This is a genomic window from Psychrobacter submarinus (genome assembly GCF_904846685.1).
In the GTDB taxonomy this organism is placed as follows: domain Bacteria; phylum Pseudomonadota; class Gammaproteobacteria; order Pseudomonadales; family Moraxellaceae; genus Psychrobacter; species Psychrobacter submarinus.
Window position 1 is genome coordinate 910,220 of the sequence record NZ_CAJHBQ010000001.1, and the last position, 20,184, is coordinate 930,403.

General features: G+C 44.4%; 18 protein-coding genes. 10 read left to right on the forward strand and 8 right to left on the reverse strand.

Going from position 1 to position 20,184, the window contains the following annotated elements:
• The first annotated feature begins 271 nt into the window (after window positions 1-271).
• Complete coding sequence (gene miaE / locus JMY03_RS04120) at window positions 272-970, forward strand: tRNA-(ms[2]io[6]A)-hydroxylase (protein ID WP_201601302.1); 699 nt, start codon at window positions 272-274, stop codon at window positions 968-970.
• A 319-nt stretch (window positions 971-1,289) separates the two neighbouring features.
• Here miaE and JMY03_RS04125 read toward each other — a convergent pair whose 3' ends face one another.
• The 6 genes from JMY03_RS04125 to mtgA all read right to left on the reverse strand — a co-directional run bounded on the left by JMY03_RS04125 (window position 1,290) and on the right by mtgA (window position 5,947).
• On the reverse strand, window positions 1,290-1,478 hold the full coding sequence (locus JMY03_RS04125; RefSeq protein ID WP_201601305.1) for a hypothetical protein: 189 nt from the start codon (window positions 1,476-1,478) through the stop codon (window positions 1,290-1,292).
• A gap of 128 nt (window positions 1,479-1,606) precedes the next feature.
• Window positions 1,607-2,095, reverse strand: coding sequence for a hypothetical protein (locus JMY03_RS04130; protein WP_201601308.1), 489 nt, complete (start codon window positions 2,093-2,095; stop codon window positions 1,607-1,609).
• Between the two features lie 99 nt (window positions 2,096-2,194).
• Window positions 2,195-2,491 carry a hypothetical protein gene (locus JMY03_RS04135; protein WP_201601311.1) on the reverse strand — a complete coding sequence of 99 codons (297 nt, stop codon included), beginning with the start codon at window positions 2,489-2,491 and terminating at the stop codon, window positions 2,195-2,197.
• Between the two features lie 53 nt (window positions 2,492-2,544).
• The gene (locus JMY03_RS04140) at window positions 2,545-2,715 is read right to left on the reverse strand and encodes a hypothetical protein (RefSeq protein WP_201601314.1); all 171 of its coding nucleotides are present in this window, start codon (window positions 2,713-2,715) and stop codon (window positions 2,545-2,547) included.
• Window positions 2,716-2,893: 178 nt separating this feature from the next.
• Window positions 2,894-5,137, reverse strand: coding sequence for a polyphosphate kinase 1 (ppk1, locus tag JMY03_RS04145; RefSeq protein ID WP_201601317.1), 2,244 nt, complete (start codon window positions 5,135-5,137; stop codon window positions 2,894-2,896).
• A gap of 123 nt (window positions 5,138-5,260) precedes the next feature.
• A complete protein-coding gene (gene mtgA / locus JMY03_RS04150) occupies window positions 5,261-5,947 on the reverse strand; it encodes a monofunctional biosynthetic peptidoglycan transglycosylase (RefSeq protein WP_201601320.1) in 687 nt (228 codons plus the stop codon).
• Between the two features lie 296 nt (window positions 5,948-6,243).
• Here mtgA and JMY03_RS04155 point away from each other — a divergent pair, with 296 nt between their 5' ends.
• From JMY03_RS04155 to JMY03_RS04175, 5 genes are all read left to right on the forward strand, one after another.
• Window positions 6,244-6,606 carry a glutaredoxin family protein gene (locus JMY03_RS04155; protein ID WP_227675473.1) on the forward strand — a complete coding sequence of 121 codons (363 nt, stop codon included), beginning with the start codon at window positions 6,244-6,246 and terminating at the stop codon, window positions 6,604-6,606.
• 48 nt (window positions 6,607-6,654) lie between these two features.
• Window positions 6,655-7,863, forward strand: coding sequence for an alpha-hydroxy acid oxidase (locus JMY03_RS04160; protein ID WP_201601323.1), 1,209 nt, complete (start codon window positions 6,655-6,657; stop codon window positions 7,861-7,863).
• A 441-nt stretch (window positions 7,864-8,304) separates the two neighbouring features.
• Window positions 8,305-9,327, forward strand: coding sequence for a rhomboid family intramembrane serine protease (locus JMY03_RS04165; RefSeq protein WP_201601325.1), 1,023 nt, complete (start codon window positions 8,305-8,307; stop codon window positions 9,325-9,327).
• A 73-nt stretch (window positions 9,328-9,400) separates the two neighbouring features.
• Window positions 9,401-10,204, forward strand: coding sequence for a MipA/OmpV family protein (locus JMY03_RS04170; protein ID WP_201601327.1), 804 nt, complete (start codon window positions 9,401-9,403; stop codon window positions 10,202-10,204).
• Window positions 10,205-10,608: 404 nt separating this feature from the next.
• On the forward strand, window positions 10,609-11,442 hold the full coding sequence (locus tag JMY03_RS04175; RefSeq protein WP_201601329.1) for a DUF6414 family protein: 834 nt from the start codon (window positions 10,609-10,611) through the stop codon (window positions 11,440-11,442).
• Window positions 11,443-11,574: 132 nt separating this feature from the next.
• Here JMY03_RS04175 and fumC read toward each other — a convergent pair whose 3' ends face one another.
• Complete coding sequence (gene fumC, locus JMY03_RS04180; RefSeq protein ID WP_201601331.1) at window positions 11,575-12,975, reverse strand: class II fumarate hydratase; 1,401 nt, start codon at window positions 12,973-12,975, stop codon at window positions 11,575-11,577.
• A 242-nt stretch (window positions 12,976-13,217) separates the two neighbouring features.
• Between fumC and JMY03_RS04185 the strand changes: the two genes are divergently transcribed.
• Window positions 13,218-14,099, forward strand: coding sequence for a 5-formyltetrahydrofolate cyclo-ligase (locus JMY03_RS04185; protein WP_227675474.1), 882 nt, complete (start codon window positions 13,218-13,220; stop codon window positions 14,097-14,099).
• Between the two features lie 119 nt (window positions 14,100-14,218).
• On the opposite strand, the gene JMY03_RS04195 is transcribed toward JMY03_RS04185, so the two are convergent.
• The gene (locus tag JMY03_RS04195; protein WP_201601333.1) at window positions 14,219-15,592 is read right to left on the reverse strand and encodes a Na+/H+ antiporter family protein; all 1,374 of its coding nucleotides are present in this window, start codon (window positions 15,590-15,592) and stop codon (window positions 14,219-14,221) included.
• 477 nt (window positions 15,593-16,069) lie between these two features.
• Here JMY03_RS04195 and lon point away from each other — a divergent pair, with 477 nt between their 5' ends.
• The 3 genes from lon (at window position 16,070) to JMY03_RS04210 (ending at window position 19,997) form a co-directional block, all read left to right on the forward strand.
• Window positions 16,070-18,445 (forward strand): endopeptidase La, encoded by a 2,376-nt coding sequence (gene lon / locus JMY03_RS04200; RefSeq protein ID WP_390879999.1) that lies wholly within the window; start codon window positions 16,070-16,072, stop codon window positions 18,443-18,445.
• A gap of 239 nt (window positions 18,446-18,684) precedes the next feature.
• Entirely contained in the window at window positions 18,685-19,266 is a 582-nt protein-coding gene (locus JMY03_RS04205) for an META domain-containing protein (protein ID WP_201601336.1), read from the forward strand.
• A gap of 173 nt (window positions 19,267-19,439) precedes the next feature.
• Entirely contained in the window at window positions 19,440-19,997 is a 558-nt protein-coding gene (locus JMY03_RS04210; protein ID WP_201601340.1) for a superoxide dismutase family protein, read from the forward strand.
• The last annotated feature ends 187 nt before the right edge of the window (window positions 19,998-20,184 follow it).

The window sequence follows — 20,184 nt, forward strand, 5'->3', positions numbered from 1 at the left end:
CTCATGCTAAAATAATCTATGACATAATGATTCTAAAATCAAAGATTATCCTACTATCAAATCAAGAAATTAACAAGAACGCGCTATTTAGTAGATAAATAGTCGCCTTGTATAAATATGATAGCCTTTACCACGGCTTGTTTAACTCGTACAAGGAAGCGCTAGGGTGCTGATGACTTACGAGTATGATTAAACTGTAAGTAATCATTTCGGCTGAGCAAAGCGCTCAATGATAAAATTTACCAAATTGTCCACTTTACCTGATTAGACTATGACTGATATCAAAATCAAAGCAACAAGCGAAAATAAAAAACCAAATGAACGGGCTGCTGCCGGTCAAACTTTAGCTCAGACTTCACCTTCAAATGTCGATCTATCAGCGATTTATACGTTTTTGGCAGGGCGAACGACACGGGATTGGATAGATGCGGCGGTCAATAACTTACCCATCATTATCCAAGACCATGCGAACTGCGAAAAAAAAGCGGCGGGAACCGCAATGAATCTGATGTTTCGCTATGAATTCTCCCATGACTTACAATGCAAGCTTGCTCAGTTAGTCCGGGAAGAGATGCTGCACTACGAGCAAGTATTAGGGATTATGAAAGAGCGTGGTCAAGCGTGGCAACATCTAGGCGCAGGCCGTTATGCAAAAGGCATGCTAAAACACAAGCGCACTTTTGAGCCTGCAGCTATGGTTGATGTACTCATCATTGGCGCTTTTATAGAAGCGCGCTCATGTGAGCGTTTTGCGGCGCTAAGCGATGTAATAGATGATGAGCGCTTGGCTAAATACTACCGTTATTTACTAAAATCAGAGAGTCGTCATTTTGAAGATTATATACAGTTAGCGCAGTCGCTAGCGGCTGAGAATATCGATGAACGTGTGGCTTTTTTTAGAGCGGTAGAAGCTGAGCTTATTACCAGTCCTGATAATGAGCTACGCTTTCATAGCGGCGTACCTGTTTAATTCATGGTTTAGCTAACAATAATTCTAGGGCGTGTCCCTATTTCAAAAATGATGATAAAAATGAGATAAATCGCAGGCAAACAAGGAAAATAGCGCAGGTAATATCAAGATATTGACCAGCTATTTGACACCGTTTGCCAAAGATTTAGCCATTTTTAGCCCATTTAGTCATAAACGCTTGAATTAGGGACACGCCCTAGTAAATGGCTTAATGCCACTGATTGATTCCCCATAAAAAAAGCAGCGTGTTACTATCTTTTAGGAGACAGTAACACGCTGCTTTTTCAGTAATTATTTATACTTCTGTTTCTGGTTATACTTACTGATCTTTGGTTTCAGTAATGCTAGTATCGTGTTGCTTATGATCTTTGGCAATATTATGCGGATCATGATCGTCTGAGACTTGCTCAGCAGCAGCTGGATTTACCTTTTGTAGAGCATCATCGGGCACAATACCTTCATTGTCATCCGCGTCTTTTAACTTATAGTCTTCTTTGTTATTTTTCATGAATAATCCTTTTCAATAATTTATTTTAAACCCTAATGCTAGAGCATATCCTCAATTCAAATAAATGAGCCATTCAATTACTTAACCGCTCAACTTAAGAATATGCTCAAATCTTACTGATGCGAAATTTAATCTTTTTCATCAGGATTTAAAATACGCGTTTGCGCGTTGTCGATACTGGCGTAACGGTTTAAATCATTGATCTCTTCGCTCTTAGGCTCTGCGCTTTTTACAGTTCGGTCGTTGACATTATCATCAAAGGGGCTACTGCCTTGTTGGTCACGGCGATCCGGTTGACGTGCTGGATTATCACCATCATTGACATGCTCTGAGTCTACAATGTCGTCTTCGAAGGTATCTGTACCTTTATTAACAGTGGTATTGCGCTCAATATCCTCGTGGTTTTCTTCGGAACCTTCACGAGGCACATTAGCATCATTTCTAACAGTAGCAACGCCATCTACTCTGTCACTAGCACTCACTGTCTCATCAATGTGGCGCTGCTCGCGCTCAGAATATTTAGGATCTTTGTTGCCATTTGTATTTTCGACCATTTCACTTATAGCGTCATGGCTACTAATAGGTGTCTTAGTTAAAGCTGGATCTTTAGTTTGCATGGTTTCATCCTTTGTTGTAATTATAGATGTGGACGTCGTTTAAATAAGTAAGGTAAAAACCTTCTATACAGCTATCTATACAAGACAAGCGAGTATAAATTAAATTTGGTTATTGTCTTGACTTAGATCGTGCGCATTAAGATCAGCGACATTCTTACCACCTGCCGGAAGATTCTCTTCTCGACGCGGGTCAGCGTAGACCTCGTCAGTCTCTTGAGAGGCTTGCTCAGGGCCATCTATCTTTGGCTCATGCTTGCGGCCTTCATAGCTATTGGTTGGATTCTCCCGTTTGGCATCTGCCAGATCGTCAATTGGCACGACCTCTTCATCATTCGGCCTCATATCATCCACACGAGTTCGTGTTTTATTGTCCGTAATTGTCGATTTATTAACCATAATCTATCCCTCTATTGATTGTTCTGATGATCTTTTGCTTTTTTAGCGGCGCGCTATTTGTCAGTACGAGTTTGCTCATCTATAAAGGGTGTCTTTTCGTTTTCTGCTAAGTCTTTAGGCTTTTTTGAATCATTATCTTGTTGTAAGTTTTTTTCGATTTTGTCGGCATTGGCTGTATTAGCAGCTTGCTGAACATCAGATTTATTATCACTAGCGTTACTCATAGTATTATTCCTATTCTTATAATTAGATGATAGATAAGTTGTACTTTTGATTACTGTACTTTTAAGTATAGAAAAAAGCATAAACCATACGCTAGTGCACTGCCGTATCAATATGTGAATAAATGTGAGGTTACAAGACAGTTTGTAACCTCTAATAGTAGGAGGCGATGATTATTGTTTATTCGTTGACGTGGTTAATGACACTGAGTAAATGGTTTTGCGCAACGTGTGGCAAGACGTCATTAACTGGACTCAACTGCTGCCAACGCCCGTTCCCTGTTAATGTCCAAGCTTGTACATTATCTTTTAGGTAATTTTGCAGACCGTCTTGATAGATTTGCGCGAATAGTTTTTTATCTTCGATAGGGAAAGCCACTTCAACACGATGGAACAGATTGCGATCCATCCAATCAGCACTGCCTAAATACATGCGCTCATCGCCGCCATTATGGAAATAATAGATGCGTGTATGCTCCAAGAACCGTCCGACGACAGAGCGCACAGTGATGTTTTCAGACAGCCCTTTGACTTGCGGGCGCAGACAGCAGATTGAGCGCAGAATAAGCTCAATCTTGACTCCAGCTTGCGAGGCGTCGTAGAGCTTGGCAATCAGTCGCCGCTCGGTTAAGGCATTGACTTTGATAATCATATGCGCGCGCTTACCGGCTTTGGCATGAGCGATCTCATCGTCAATGAAGCTCATCAATTTATCGTGCAAGGTAAAAGGCGCGTGTAGCAGCTTTTTGAGGGTGGCAGGCTTCCCCATCCCCGTTAGCTCTTGGAAGATTTTGTGCACATCTTCTGAGATATCATCATCAGCGGTGAACAGCCCATAATCGGTATAGACTTTGGCGTTGGCAGCATGATAGTTACCCGTACCAAGATGCACATAACGGCGAATGCGGTCGTCTTCGCGGCGCACGATAAGCATCAGCTTGGCATGGGTCTTGTAGCCGACGATACCGTAGACGACGACCGCGCCTGCCTCTTGTAAGAAGTTTGCAACTGCGATATTAGAGGCTTCATCGAAACGCGCGCGCAGCTCAATCACCGCTGTCACTTCCTTGCCATTACGCGCGGCGGCCGCTAGCGCTTGGACAATCTCAGAGTTGGTGCCTGAGCGGTACAAGGTTTGCTTAATCGCCAGCACTTTTGGATCGCTTGCTGCTTGCCATAGCAGATTGACAATCGGCGAGAAGGCATGAAAAGGATGATGGACGAGCACATCGCCTTTACGCATCGCGCCAAACATACTCGTGGAACGATCGAGCTTATCGAACTCACGGCGAAACGGCTTAGGAACGATATGGGTAAAGGACTGATAACGCAGTTTGGGAATATTAAAGTCAAATAACAGCCGCGTTAAGTTGACTGGGCCGTTGACTCGGTATAGCTGGTTATCATGCAGCCCAAACTCTTCAAGCAGATAATCGCTGATAGGCGTTGGGCAGTCGGTGGTAACCTCAAGGCGTACTTTGTCACCAAAACGGCGGTTTTCAAGCTCGCCCTCTAGTGCTTTGGCAATATCGTCGACATCATCCGCTAAGTCCAAATCAGCGTTTCGAGTCAGACGGAACTGATGGCAGCCAGTGACATTCATGCCGGGGAAGAGCTCACCCACATGCTCATGGATTACCGCTGAGAGCATGACATGATGCTCTTTGCCGCCCGTCAGCTCATTAGGCAGACGAATCACCCGCGGCAGGCTACGCGGCGCCGGTACAATCGCTAAATTGATATCGCGGCCAAAAGCATCCTTGCCCTCTAAAGTGGCGATAAAATTCAGGCTCTTATTGACCAGGCGCGGGAACGGGTGCGCCGGATCAATACTAATTGGCGTCAGCACTGGCAAGACTTGCTCGATAAAGTAACGCTTCATCCACGCCGACTGCTCGGCATTTAGCTCATCACGGCGCAAGTAGCGAATATCTTCTTTGGCAAGCGCTGGCAAGATATCTTGGTTTAAAATACGATACTGCTCATCGATAGCTTCGTGCGCCACCGCTGATATCTCTTTAAGCACTTCACTTGGGCGCATCCCATGCGGGCTACTAGGCACATCGCCTATATTGAGCTTTTGCATGATGCCTGCCACGCGAATCTCAAAAAACTCATCCATATTTGAAGAAAATATAATCAAAAAGAACAGCCGCTCAAGAAGCGGATGACGAGGTCTGGCTGCTTGTGCTAAGACGCGCAGATTGAACTGCAATAAAGATAGATCCCGATGAATGTAACTGCTCGATGAGTAGCTGCCATCGTCAAAACGCTGCCAGTCGATTTGGGTAAGGCTACTATTAGTTAAGCGCTCATGGCTGTTTAAGCGCTCATGGCTGTTTAAGCGCTCATGGCTGAGTGACGCACCTTGATTTTTATCAGTGCCATTATCGGTGATGTTTGCCTTGTTGGGATTATCAGCCATCTCACTACTCCTTATTATGATTAAAAATACGACAGCGCACTCACATTAGTGTCAAAAATTAGCCTTGTACTACACCCTTATGTTATAGCCTCGTGCTTGGAGCTATTAAGACTTGAATAGTGGCTATGCAGCTTGTGGCAACACCGCATTGTTCATCCGTTTTTTGATAATACGCTGTTTATTACGCAGCCGCTTATTGCCCTGATTGTCTTGATAATATTTGGGGTTAGTCAGCATACTAATGAGCAGTGCTGACTCATCACGGTTGAGATCGGCGGCAGTTTTACCATAATAGTGCCGAGCGGCGGCTTCGATACCATAGATTCCATTACCGAACTCAGCGACGTTTAGATAAGCGGTCAGAATGCGCGGCTTATCCCAAATCGTCTCAATCATCACCGTGATAACCGCTTCCTCCGCTTTACGTACGTAAGAGCGGTGCGAGGTCAAAAATAGATTTTTGGCTAATTGCTGAGTGATGGTTGAGCCGCCAGCTGTCGTTTTTCCTGACGCTTCATTTTTCTTTTGCGCCTCTTTTATGCCTTTAATGTCAAAGCCATTATGCTGACTGAAAGTCGAGTCTTCACTAGCAATAGCGGCTTGCTTGGCGGACTTGGCGATTTGATCATATTCTACCCACTCTTGGGTGACCTCGCCGCCGGTCAGACGATGGGTCAGCATAAACATACTATTGTTAATAGGCTGGCTCTTCCACACCAGTAGCAATGCTGCAACTAGGATATGAAAAGCAACGATTATCAGTATAATTGCTCCTAATAAGCGCTTAAAAAAACTAGCAAAACTTGTCATGCACAATATATCCAAATAAGTAAGGATGAAGCGTTATAAAATGTAGCAAAACTAAAAAGCTCAAAATGATCATTCAAAATATTCGTTTGCTGCTGCAATCTAAACTGTCGGCGAGCAAGCTATCTTACCCAATCTCACAATCGCTGTCACGGCTACTGTTATTATAGATAGGATTTCTCTATGATATGATATGATTATCCTCTATCTTATAATGTTAAAGGCATAAGCAAGCTTAAAGTAAGACCCAAAGTATACGGTGCTCATAAAGATATGATAATTGTAAAGATGGATCAAAGATGAGTATAACTATGCCTAATGACAACCTACCAAATCATCAAACAGATAATGGCGCTAATCACGAAACCATCGCAGCGCTCAGAAGAAGCATAATAGCCGCGTCACCTAAGCTTGCCCATGATGATATCCATCAGCAAACATGGCTGCTCGGCACCACAGGCTGTCATTTGTGCGATGTCGCTGAGAGTCTAATAAATCAGCTAGCCGCGGTACAGCCTGTCAATTATCATTACATAGACATCAGCGATTTCAATGAGCCGTTAATGATGCACTTTGCTACTACTATTCCGGTGGTACTCACGCCAACCCAGCGCTTGAACTATCCTTTTTCAGTGCTGGATTTACAGCAACTGCTAGTCTAAATACCCTAATCAATATCTCATAACGTTTGCCAGCATAACGGAACTGCCATGAAAGACTTAACCAAAATCACCGAAATCGAAGATCTGCGCCGCGTTGCTGAGCGTAAAGTGCCGCGTATGTTTTATGATTATGTCGATTCAGGCTCGTGGACGCAAACCACCTATCGTAATAACGAAACCGATTTTGATCGTATTAAGCTGCGTCAACGCGTACTCGTCGATATGGAAAATCGCTCGCTGGCAACCACAATGATCGGTGAAAAAGTCAACATGCCTGTCGCCATTGCACCTACTGGCTTCACGGGCATGATGTGGGCGGATGGTGAGATTCATGCTGCGCGCGCCGCTGAGAAGTTTGGCGTACCGTTTTCGCTGTCGACTATGAGTATTTGCTCAATAGAAGATGTCGCACAGAATACTAATGCGCCGTTTTGGTTTCAGCTGTATGTGATGCGTGATCAAGAGTTTATGGCCAATTTGATACGACGCGCAAAAGACGCCAACTGCTCAGCGCTGATATTAACCGCCGATCTACAAGTGCTCGGCCAGCGTCATAAAGATATCAAAAACGGTCTTTCTGCACCGCCGAAGCCTACGTTAGCTAATATACTTAATCTGATGACAAAGCCTGAATGGTGCTTAAATATGCTCGGCACCAAAAGACGAACCTTTGGTAATATCGTCGGTCATGCACAAAATGTTGAGGATCTGTCATCACTCTCTGCTTGGACGGCAGAGCAATTCGATCCTGGCCTGAGCTGGGATGATGTGGCGCGTATCAAGGATCAATGGGGTGGCAAGCTAATTATCAAAGGCATCATGGAGCCTGAAGATGCAATATTAGCCGCGCGTAGCGGCGCTGATGCTCTAGTCGTCTCTAACCATGGCGGTCGTCAGCTCGATGGCGCACCCTCCTCTATCGCCGCGCTAAGCGATATCGTGCAAGCGGTGAGAGCTGAGAATAGCCAGATTGAGATTTGGCTTGATAGTGGTATCAGATCAGGGCAAGATGTGCTTAAAGCAATAGCATTAGGCGCAAATGGTACGATGATTGGGCGTGCGTTTCTGTATGGACTGGGCGCTTATGGTGAAGACGGCGTGCGCCGCGCATTGGAGCTAATCTACAAAGAGTGCGATGTCAGCATGGCGTTCTGTGGTCATACTGATATCAATAAAGTCACTGACGACATCTTAGTCAATGGTACTTATGAGCAGCTCAAATCCGCTTTACCTTATCTTGCGCCGATGCGCTGGTAGTATTATCTTGTAGGTTCAAAGCTATACTAAGTTCAAAGCTATACAAAGCGTAGCTTAAACTCTTGAGTATTTAAGATGGCTAGATACATACGGATTGTTTGTTGTAGCCACGCAAACCTTTATACTGCTACTCTTTAATTAGGGCGTGTTGAACATTCGACCATGGCACTGACAGCGACTATTTTTTAGGCGATTCGATGTTAAAAATAATAAGTTTAGTCATTCTAAGCGCTTATTTTTAACGATGAAGCGGCAAAAAAGAGTCCTGTCCCTGTTGTTGTCGTGAGGGCTGATGCTAAAATTGCCCCATACTGCGTTACAAATCTCGCTAAGGCATCTGCATTATCGTCGCTTTGTGCCTTGTCTGGAACAATTTTAGCAATCAGCAGTGCCTATTTGCGAATGTTCAACACGCCCTACTGTTAATAAATAACGGCATTTATGACTATTAAGCAGCTATTCGCCACCGCGCCTATCACCACTGTATTACTTATCAGTTTTATTGGGCTATTTATCATACAACTGCTCACAGGTGTCGATGCCAATGACCCTTCTACTGAGCAGTTATTGAATTGGGGCGCAAACGCTCTACCCTATACCATGGGTGAAGACCCTTGGCGCTTAATCACTAGCGGCTTTTTGCATATTGGCTTGATGCATTTATTATTTAATAGCTTTGCGATGTATTTTTTTGGTCAAATTGCTGAGCCGATGTTTGGCTCCGTTAAATTCTTGGCGCTATTCTTGCTCGCAGTGGTCGGCGGTAACGTCCTCAATAACTATGTGACTTGGCAAGCGATCATAGACGGTAGCGGTCAGCCTGGACTGTCGGCTGGCGCGTCTGGCGGAATTATGGGCATCGGTGCGGCTTTACTCGTCGCGGCATTTTTTAAGATGTCAGTCAATGGCATGGTGCTCAATCTAAAAAGCTTAATTATCATCATGGGCATCAACTTAGTCTACGGCTTTGCAGTGCCGGGTATCGATAACGCCGGCCATATCGGCGGCGCGATTACTGGCTTGCTTATCGCCTTGCCTATTGCTCTTGCTTATCGTAAGCGAGAGCTGGCACAGCAAGCAGCTATGGCGCAAGCTCAGCAAGCTTATCAAAACGCGGTCCAAGCGAGCTATGCAAGCAATCATCAGCCAAGCTATCAAACGAGCTCACGCGATAATCAGCGCGATAATCCGCCGCTTACCAATATATTTGCTGATAATAATAGCCAAACCCCTGTAGACTCAAACAACACCGCGGATACTGCTGATTTTGACCAAAGTGGGGGCTACATTAATAACTACCCCACTTATATTGATCCCAAGAAATTTGCGCCAGAGCCTGTTGACGTAAGCCTGATCTGGCGACTACTGCCTTGGCTAGTCATGCTCGTTATTGTCATTGGTTTTTTGTGGTGGTGGCAAGATATTCATAACCAAATCTTGCAAATACTAGCTGCTACTGAATAACAAATTAAGTTAATATTGATGTTGCAAATAACGCTAAAACTATTTCCTAACTCCCTGCCCATGAGACCCAACTATGTCTAAACTACCTGCTCCAAGCATGACTTATCGCGCTGTACTCTCCACCTTTGCTGCTACGATGCTCTTAGGGGCAGCTGGCACCGTAAGCGCCGCTCCCTTCAAAAACCTGCCTACCGATCAAGACGCGGTACTTAGCGTAGGCGTTAACGTACTGTACTCTAATAGCGCTTATGATTTGGACGATGAAGTAGTACGGGTACTGCCGGGCGTGTTTTATGACAACAACAGAGTCTATGCGCGCGGCGCTCAAGCTGGTGCTTATCTGATCAATGACGGCACTAACCAGCTATCTGCCTACGCCCAATTAGCAGGCAACTCATTCGATCCTGATGATGCCAATGGCGCGCTGCAAGGTCTTGATGAGCGTAAGATATCTGCCGCCGCCGGTATCACTTATCTACGCCGTACCCCGGTTGGCGGCTTCCGTATTCAAGCCGCTACTGACGTTTTAGACCGTAGTGGTGGTAATACTGCCCGCTTAACCTATCTGGCGCGTATCACTAAGAATAAGCTGACCGTCTATCCGAGCATTGGCTTTGAGTATCATGATGATGACTACAACGAATACTATTACGGCGTTAGCGATGAAGAGTCCGCAAAGACAGGCGTCGCCGCTTATAAATCAAACTCAAGCTTAAACCCTTATATTAACGTTAGCGCTAACTACGATTTCAACGAGCGCTGGGCAGGTTTTTTTAATCAAAGCTTAAGCTACCTGTCTAATGAGCAATACGATAGCCCTATGGTTGACTCGCGTACTGATGCTACGACGACGCTTGGTTTGTTATATAAGTTTTAATTAAGATTGAATATTTGATAGCAAAAAGACCTTACTGTGTAATATGGTAAGGTCTTTTCATCGATTATTAAAAAGGTAAATATGACCGTCATATCTTTAGCGTTCTTACAATATTATGACTTCTATTATCTTGTATAATCAGATAACTGTATAAAATGTTAATATAAATACTAAAGTCTATCTAAATTTTTTAATGTATCATATGTAGGTAATATTTAGCTAAGAGCTTCCATCAAGGGAGGAATATCTCATGAGCAACAAACATTATACTAAAAGTAACAGGAAGGAGGATCATAAGCCCTCAGATGTTATAACAGATGCTACTAGCAGCTATTTCGACATGCTTAATAATTCATTATCCAGATTTAACAAACATAAAAATTCGAATAAAAAGGAATTAGACCGTGGAGTCAGAACCACTACTCATAGAATCACTCTTTGACTTTTTTTACTTAGATAATAAGAAGATTAGCTCTTTTTACGCTCAGCTAAACGGCAATGGTTCAATTGAATCTTACAAAGAAACTCATGGTATTACAGACGGTAAAACTATGGAGGCAACCGTAGGTGTACCTACAGTGACGGGTGGAAGGTTAGGCTCTAGTGAACAAGCTCAAAGCGGTGGAGAACGTTTTTATAACGCTATTGACACCATGCCAAGAGAAATGATCAATAAGCTAGATGAGCTAGGTTTTGTCAGTAAAGTACTCTGTGAATCTAATCTTGGACGATTGGTTTTATTAAAGGGAAAACTTGGCATTGTAGATGTGAATATGTTGAGTGCTATTGTAGAACCCGCTTTAAATTTTCATTCAAGAGAACTTCGAACTTCGAATAAAAAAGAAGATAGAGAGCAAGCTAAAAATCTTGAAAAAATAAAAAAAGATCTAATTGATTTTATAAGGAACGTCCCTTTCGCTATTCAAAGCCGCTTCATAGTAGAGTCAGACGAAAGTGTTGAAGAAGTTTGGATGACTTTGAATAGAGATGAATTATCTACACCAACACATGATATAAACTTTAAACATGGCGAGTTTATGGCGGGCGAATGGTATCTACTTGGAATATTAGATGCTTTACCTAATGATGATGTTGTTTATGAAGGTGAAAATGACTCTGAACTTCAAGATATGATTAAGGTTTTTGTTAATGAACTCAAAAGTTTAGCTGGACGACCTAAAAGTTCGTTTGGGATTACACCGATTGCTATTTTTAGAAACATTCAGCCTACTCTATAAATTTTAAATCATTCGCGAAAGAAATCTAAATTAACATCGTTTCCTTCTGAGAGACTTTATAGATCTAACGACCTTAAAAAAAAGACCTTGCCACATGACAAGGTCTTTTTTTCTAAGAAAGTATGAGATAACTTACTTAGGATGCACCATATCGGCAGGAGTGACCCACTCATCGAACTGCGCTTCACTCATGAGATCAAGCTCAACGGCGACTTGCTTGAGCGTTTTGTTTTCTTTATACGCCGTCTTAGCGATTTTCGCTGCATTTTCATAACCGACATGACGGTTCAATGCGGTCACAAGCATGAGCGAATTATGCAAGAAGTCATCGATTTTTTCTTTAACAGGCTCGATACCCACCGCACAGTTGTCATTGAAGCTATTGCACGCATCGCCTAATAATTGGATGGACTGTAGTAAGTTAAAGGCAATCACGGGCTTATAAACGTTGAGCTCAAAGTTACCTGACGCGCCCGCCATGCTGATAGTCGTGTCGTTACCCATGACTTGTGCCACAACCATAGTCATCGCTTCTGACTGGGTTGGGTTCACTTTACCTGGCATGATAGAAGAGCCTGGCTCGTTCTCTGGAATCGTCAATTCGCCGAGACCACAGCGAGGACCTGAGGCGAGCCAGCGTACGTCGTTAGCGATTTTGTTTAAGCTACCTGCTAGGGTTTTGAGTGCGCCAGAAGCAAATACTTCGGCATCACGAGCAGCTAGTGCTTCAAATTTATTTGGGGATGTGACAAATGGCAAGCCTGTTAGCTCAGCTAATTGCTCCGCTGATTTTACCGCATAATCAGGATGAGCGTTTAGACCCGTGCCAACCGCTGTACCGCCGAGTGGTAACTCATATAAGCCTTGTAGTGCGTTGTCGATACGCGTGAGTGCATGGTCAAGCTGGCTGACATAGCCGCTAAACTCTTGACCTAGCGTCAATGGTGTGGCGTCTTGCAAGTGCGTACGACCGATTTTGACGATACTATCGAACTCTTTGGACTTTTTATCTAAGGTATCACGTAGCGCTTTGACCGCTGGGACAAGTAGGCTATTGATCTGACGCGCAGCAGCGACACGAATCGCCGTTGGGAAGCTGTCATTAGTAGACTGAGCGTGATTGACGTGATCGTTAGGATGAATCGGTGCGTAAGTGCCACGCTCAGAGCCTGCGATTTCATTGGCACGGTTAGCAAGCACTTCGTTCATGTTCATGTTCGACTGTGTACCCGAACCCGTCTGCCAAACGACTAATGGAAACTGATCGGTAAGACCGCCGTTGATGACTTCGTCAGCGGCTTGCACGATAAGATCACGCTTATCGCCTTCGATACGCTCTAGGCTAGCATTAGTAATCGCAGCGGCCTTTTTGACTAATGCCATCGCTTCAATCATCGGACGCGGCAAGGTCTCACCGCCAATCTTGAAGTTCTCACGGCTACGCTGGGTTTGCGCGCCCCAATAAGCGTCTGCTGGGACTTCGACATTGCCCATGGTGTCTTTTTCGGTACGGGTGGCCTGATTTTGTGACATAACGATCCTCTTTTATTAGTAGTTAATAAATGGTTTATCATAAAAAGTGCAACTAAAGCTGCACATAAGGAAAATAGGCTGTAAAGTGAGGTTATGATAGCATGGCTTATCATAAATTTCTCCAAGCCGATGCGAGTATTTATACTTACTAGACACTGAACAACTAGACACTGAACAAATAGATACTAAGTAAAAGTGATTGATCGCCACATATCTTTTTAACCAATACTGCAAATACTATTATGATAACCAATCCACCTAGACGTCAGTTTACTCGCCTGCGCCGCCAACTAACAGATGGTGAGCGCAGACAATACGCACGCATGGCAAGTTTGTACTTGGTTAAATTGCAACAGCGCTTGCCTCCGCGTGCGCGTATTGGCTTATATTATGATGGCTTTGGTGAGCTTCCTACTCAGCCGCTACTGGACTGGTGTCAGCGCTCAGGCTACCGGGCATATCTGCCAGTGGTCGGCTCGCTCGGTCGTGACAATAAAGGAGACGACGATAAACGCTTGCGCTTTGTGCCTATTTATCACTCAAAACTTATCAACGTACCGACCTATATTCATCGTTTAGGGATGCCGCAAAACCGACATCGGCATTTGTTATGGGCAACAGAACTGGACGTCATCATCTGTCCACTCGTAGCGGTAGATAAACAAGGCAATCGTATGGGCATGGGTGGTGGTTTTTATGATACGACGCTTGGCAAAAGCTATCGCTCAGGGGTCAAGAAACCATTAAAAATTGGCTGGTGTTATGACTTTCAAGTGGTTGAACAATTAGCGCGTCAGCCGTGGGATGTGCCATTAGATGGCTTAATTACGCCAAACGGCATAAGGTGGTTTAAACCCACTCATATTGATGAGTCTGAACTAGAAACCTCTAGCGCCGATACGGTTGACAGCTACTTACAAACACTAGGTAATGATGACGCTAGGGAAATGCTTTATTACAGTCAAGAACAAAACTTTGACTCTGATGAGCTATCAAGCGTTATTAATGAGGCGCGTTTGAATGAGCTGCTAGCGCAAAGCGATGCGTTTTTGAGCAGTTTGAATGGTGAGATTGGGGATTTTGATGAGGATTTTGATGAGGGTGATAATAACAGTGAAAAATGACTTACATCGAACAGCAGACTGAAAAATGTAAATTAAACCTTTATAAAAAATCAAAAAAGGCGAATGATGATCAAATCACTCGCCTTTTTTATATCTATTGCCAAAGTTTAGATTATGAATTAAAGCACCATCGCGGCTATCCAACCAAACGCCAGTAGCGGTATATTGTAATGAATAAAGGTTGGTATCACGCTATCTCTGATATGGTCATGTTGACCATCAACGTTTAGACCAGACGTTGGCCCAAGCGTCGAGTCGGACGCGGGCGAGCCAGCATCACCTAACGCGCCAGCCGTACCAATAATAGCGACGGTTGCTAGTGGTGAAAATCCTAGTGATATACATAGCGGTACATAGATCGCCGCCACAATCGGAATGGTCGAGAACGACGAGCCAATACCCATGGTGACTACTAAACCAATCCCTAGCATGACAAATGCAGCGATCGCTTTATTTCCTGCAAACAAGTTAGTCGCACCATCAATCAGCGGCGCAATCTCCCCTGTCGCTTTCATCACCTCAGCAAAACCTTGCGCGGTAATCATAATAAAGCCAATCATCGCCATCAGCTTGATACCGTCGTTAAACACGCTATCGGCTTCACGCCATTTGACCACACCAGTCGCCATAAATACCGCAAAACCAAACATCGAGCCTAAGAGCAGCGAGTCGGTATACAGCTGCACCACAAAAGCGGTAACAATAGCCGCTAGCGCGATAAGCGTTTTAAGTTTGCCTTGCATGGGCGCACGTGTGGCAGTTTGACTCAAATTATCGCTAATGGACTCTTTATCGATCACAACATCGCGAGCGTCTTTATCTATCGTTAATTGCTGATACTGGCGCGGCTTACGATAGCTGATAAACACCGCAGTCAAAAGGCCAAGAAACATACCGAGCGCTGGAATCGCCATCGCCTTAGTGACGGAGATATCGCTAATATCGATACCGGCTTCACCGACGTTTTTGAGCATAATTTGGTTGAGATAAATATCACCAAAGCCATACGGGATAAACATATAAGTGGTGACAAGGCCAAAGGTAATCAGACAAGCAATAAGTCGGCGATCTATCTGCATACGATTAAAGGCGAGCAATAGCGGCGGCACGAGCAGCGGTATAAAGGCAATGTGAATGGGAATGAGGTTTTGGCTAAAACAGCTCATCATCACAAGGCCTGCAAATAGCGTGTACTTAATCATGAGACTGGTACCGCCCGCATCAATACGCTTAATGACCGCCCCTGCCAAAGACTGCGGCAATCCTGAATGCGCAATCGCTACCGCAAAAGCACCTAATAATGCATAAGAGAGGGCAATACCTGCCCCGTTTTGGATGCCTTCTTGAAAGGCTTCTAAAGTTGCGGTGATACCTAAACCGGCGAGCAAGCCGCCCGCTATAGCACCGATGAGCAAACTGAGTACCACATGGACTCGCGCCAGTGACAGCCCAAGCATAATCACTACCGCTAGTAGCACCGCATTAATGGTCATACTCTTTGCCCCTATTTAGCCTCAATATTACTTGTCGTCTCATCAAAAAATTCAAAATCAACCTATCTATAAGACGGGCGCTATTTTACCTGATTCTAACGATAAAGCCTATGCGCAAAACCCGATAGCCTGATACCTAGACAAAGCTCAGAATAGAGTTAAAAGCACGTCTTAAAGCCAAAAGTCGCGTTATCATTTTCCTTGCCCTTATTTGTAGTGCATTAAAGGATAAGCCTTGTAATTTAATCTAAGAACACCATTTATCTATCATGAAACACTAACTTGACTGAACAAGTCTAGTGAATAAGGAATGAATATATGACTGACTATAATATTGATAAAGACAATATCGACATCGATGTGTCAGCAGCAACGCCTGATACTGATGAACAAAATGTTGATAAAAACACTGCCGATAATGGCTCAGACAATCATTTGCCACTATTGGCACTACGTGATGTGGTTGTCTATCCGCACATGCAAATCGCCCTATTTGTAGGTCGCACGCCGTCGGTCAAAGCGGTGGAGCTTGCGCAAGCAGAATATGGCGATAAAGTACTCGTCGTCGCACAAAAAGACTCGCTGACCGAAGATATCGACCAAGATAACCTCTATCAGTATGGTACGGTTTGCCGCATCGTCAGCACGATGCCGCATGATAGCGATGAAAACTGCATCAAGGTGCTGATCGAAGGCCAATATCGTGCCCGCGTTGATGCTATAGAAAACCATGCAGACAGCCAAGACGACGTCTTGATGGCAACTTTTGAGCGCGCTGATCTTGAGGTTAAGCTCGATGATAGCCAACAAAAAAACACTATCAAAGCGCTGACTGGCTTGTTTGAAGCTTATGCCGAAGCACGTCTGCGTAACGCACGAGAGCTGACTCGCGTGGCCAAGCGTATCGATGACTTATTAGAGCTCATCTATTTTATCTCTACTCGGGTTTCGATGGATTTGGACGTGAAGCAATCGTTCTTAGAAAAGGACGATCTCAAAGCGCATATCAATACTTTAACCGAGTATCTGGTTAAGCAAAGCGCTGAGCAGAATATCGAACAAGATATTCAAGATGCCGTGCGTCAGCAAATGGAAGACAATCAGCGCGAGTACTTCTTAAACGAGAAGATGAAAGCCATAAAGAACGAGCTGTCAGAGATGAATGACGGCGCGTTCGATGGTGAGGACGATGTCAGCGAGCTTGAACAGCGCTTAGAAGAGGCAGATCTGCCAGAAGACGTGCGCAAAAAAGCGGAGCAAGAGCTGAAGAAGCTAAAAATGATGCCGCCTGCATCTAGTGAGTCTTCAGTGGTGCGTAACTACATTGAGTGGATATTAGACACGCCGTGGAATGCCACGAGCAAAGTATCGATCAATTTAGATAAAGCCAAAAATGTCCTCGATGAAGATCACTATGGCTTGCAAGATGTCAAAGATCGCATCTTAGAGTACCTCGCCGTGCAGTCGCGAGTGAAAAAGCTTCGTGGTCCGATTCTGTGTCTGGTAGGTCCTCCTGGTGTCGGTAAAACGTCATTGGGTGAATCTATCGCGCGGGCAACCGGTCGTAAGTTCGTACGTATGGCACTCGGCGGCGTGCGTGATGAAGCGGAAATCCGCGGTCATCGCCGCACTTATATCGGTGCGATGCCGGGTAAAATCGTACAGTCACTGGCAAAAGTAGAAGTCAAAAACCCGCTATTCTTATTAGATGAAGTCGATAAGATGGCGCAAGACTTCCGTGGTGATCCAGCTTCAGCCTTGCTTGAAGTGCTCGATCCATCACAGAATGATAGCTTCAATGATCATTACCTAGATATGGACTTGGATCTCTCACAAGTGATGTTTATCTGTACGGCCAACAGTATGGATATCCCGCCTGCGCTCTTAGACCGTATGGAAGTCATTCGTCTGCCGGGATATACCGAAGAAGAAAAGGTCAATATCGCCCAGAAGTATCTTGTGCCAAAAGCGATTAAGCAAAACGGTCTAAAAGACGGTGAGATTGAAATTGTCGAAGCGGCACTGCATAGTATCGTGCGTAGCTATACGCGAGAGGCGGGTGTGCGTAACCTTGAGCGTGAAGTCAATAAGATCTGCCGTAAAGTGGTTCGCGGTTCGGTTGAGAATCATGGCGCGCGTGCTCCGAAAAAAGATGATCGTGAGCTCGTAGTTGTCGATGATAGCAATATCAATGACTACCTTGGCGTGCATCAGTATGACTATGGTCTTGCTGAAAAAGACGCTGAGATCGGCCGGGTCACTGGCCTTGCTTGGACACAAGTTGGCGGTGAGCTCCTCACTATCGAAGCGGTAGCGATGAAAGGTAAAGGTGAGCTGGCCTTTACAGGCTCTCTCGGTGACGTGATGAAAGAGTCGATTCGTGCCGCAATGAGCGTGGTACGAGCACGCGGTGATAGCTTAGGTATCGATTATGAAACCTTTAAAACTACTGACGTTCACGTGCATATGCCAGAGGGTGCAACGCCAAAAGATGGGCCTTCAGCTGGCGGTGCATTGACCACAGCGCTAGTCTCAGCCATCACCGGTATCGCTATCCGTCCTGATATTGCGATGACGGGTGAGATTACCCTACGCGGTAAAATCCTGCGTATCGGTGGTCTTAAAGAGAAGCTACTAGCGGCGCATCGCGGTGGTATCAAGCACGTGTTGATTCCAGCGACTAACGAGCGCGATTTGGCGGATATTCCTGACAATGTTAAAGAGGGTCTAACCATTCAGCCGGTAGCGACTATCGATGAAGTGCTCAAAGCAGCATTAGTCAGTATGCCAAAACCGCTAAAGCCTGCCAAAGCAGTAGTAGATACAACTTCAAAAAAGTCACTACATAGCTAAGCGATAACTATCAAAGTTCTACTTAACGAGATCCGTTTACTTTAGAGTAAGCGGCTTTTTTATGCCTGCGATTTTATAACCTACTTTGGTTCAAAGCTGTGCTATATTTTAGGCAAATGTTTGTTTGATCAGCCGTAATGGTTTTAAAAAAACGAGCGGAACGCTTATTTGGCAGAACGACAAAAAAAGTCACGTGAATAAAGTAGACCTCTGAACAAAAAAACTTAAGGATAAAGTTGATGACGCATCTCATAAAAAAATTGCAGGTTACAGTTTTAATCATAGTATTTTCTGTAACAGCTTTGCTTGGCTGTCAAATCCTCAATAAGGCTCCTGCTCCTACAATCACAAAAGCGCCAAAAGGCACTGAACCTATTGCAGATCTGCCTATTACTTACGAGTTATTGGGGCATTATCGATGGCGACTGGTCAGCGCAACTGATAGCGACAATCAGACGATTACAGAGCTCAGTCGTCCCGGCTTTCCAGTAGTGGCTAATTTTGGTTATAGGTTTAATGATGAGTATCACGTCGGCTTTAGCTCTGACTGTAATGGTGTCGGTGGCCCTTATACTTTAACGCCTGACCATATTCTACTGATCGGCTCAGGGCCACAAACCATGATGGGCTGCGGCCCTAAACGCGAGGCGGCAGAAGACAAGATCAGAGCGCTTGAGCAATCAAGTCGTAGTCAGCTCACCTTAACACAGCTTGCAAATAGCAATATTGACAATCCAAGCTTACCTTATTATTTACTTACTCAAGTAATGGCTACCGGTGAGACTTTAATTTGGAAAAACAGCGCCCTTATCGATAAATAGATTAAATACAAAGCCATGGGCTTATTAAAACTCTACGCTAATAACTTACATTTATTAACCGATTGTTGCGCTTTTGCCCAATAGTTGTCGATACTCTCTCGCTATACTGTTTTTGACATCAACGCATGTTGTACCAAATTCAAAAAACAAAATAATTACAATGGGAGAGAATAATGAATAAGTTAATGCTTACAAGTGCCCTATTATGTGGTTCAGCTCTAGCGGTAACCGGTTGTCAAACGGTCGAAGGCCAATTGCAAACGGGTAATCCTATCGATCAACCTACGCTACAGTCGGTGATTAAAACTACCGATGCAAGCAATCGCGAAATAGGTCAAGTCTATTTGCGTCCAGTAGAGAGCGGCGTACAAGTCTATGGTAAGCTGATGAACTTGCAGCCAGGTAAGACTGTATCATTACACATTCATGAGACTGGTAGTTGTGCCAACATGGGTAAAGCGGCAGGTGGACATTTCAATCCTGACAATAACCCGCACTCAAACCCAGACGACATGAATGGTCACGCGGGTGACTTGCCAAACTTAACCGCTAACGAAGATGGCGTAGCCACAATAAACTACGTCAGTAAAAAGATAGCAGCTACAAAAACGGGTAAATACAGTGTCAATCGCTTAGCCTTTATCGTTCATGGCGGCGTTGATGATTATACGAGTCAGCCTTCAGGTGACTCAGGTGCGCGCGTAGCTTGTGGTATCATCGGTACTGTCTAAGATAAGACTTGCTAATATAAGACTTTATATTATGAATAACAAAAACCTCTTAGCCGGCTAAGAGGTTTTTTTATGGCGTTTAATAACTATTAGAGTGAACAAAAGATATAATCGATACCTTTTAAAAATGACATGGCGCTGCTGGGATGAATTTTGCGCAGCATCTGTGATAACAGCACGCAAGCAC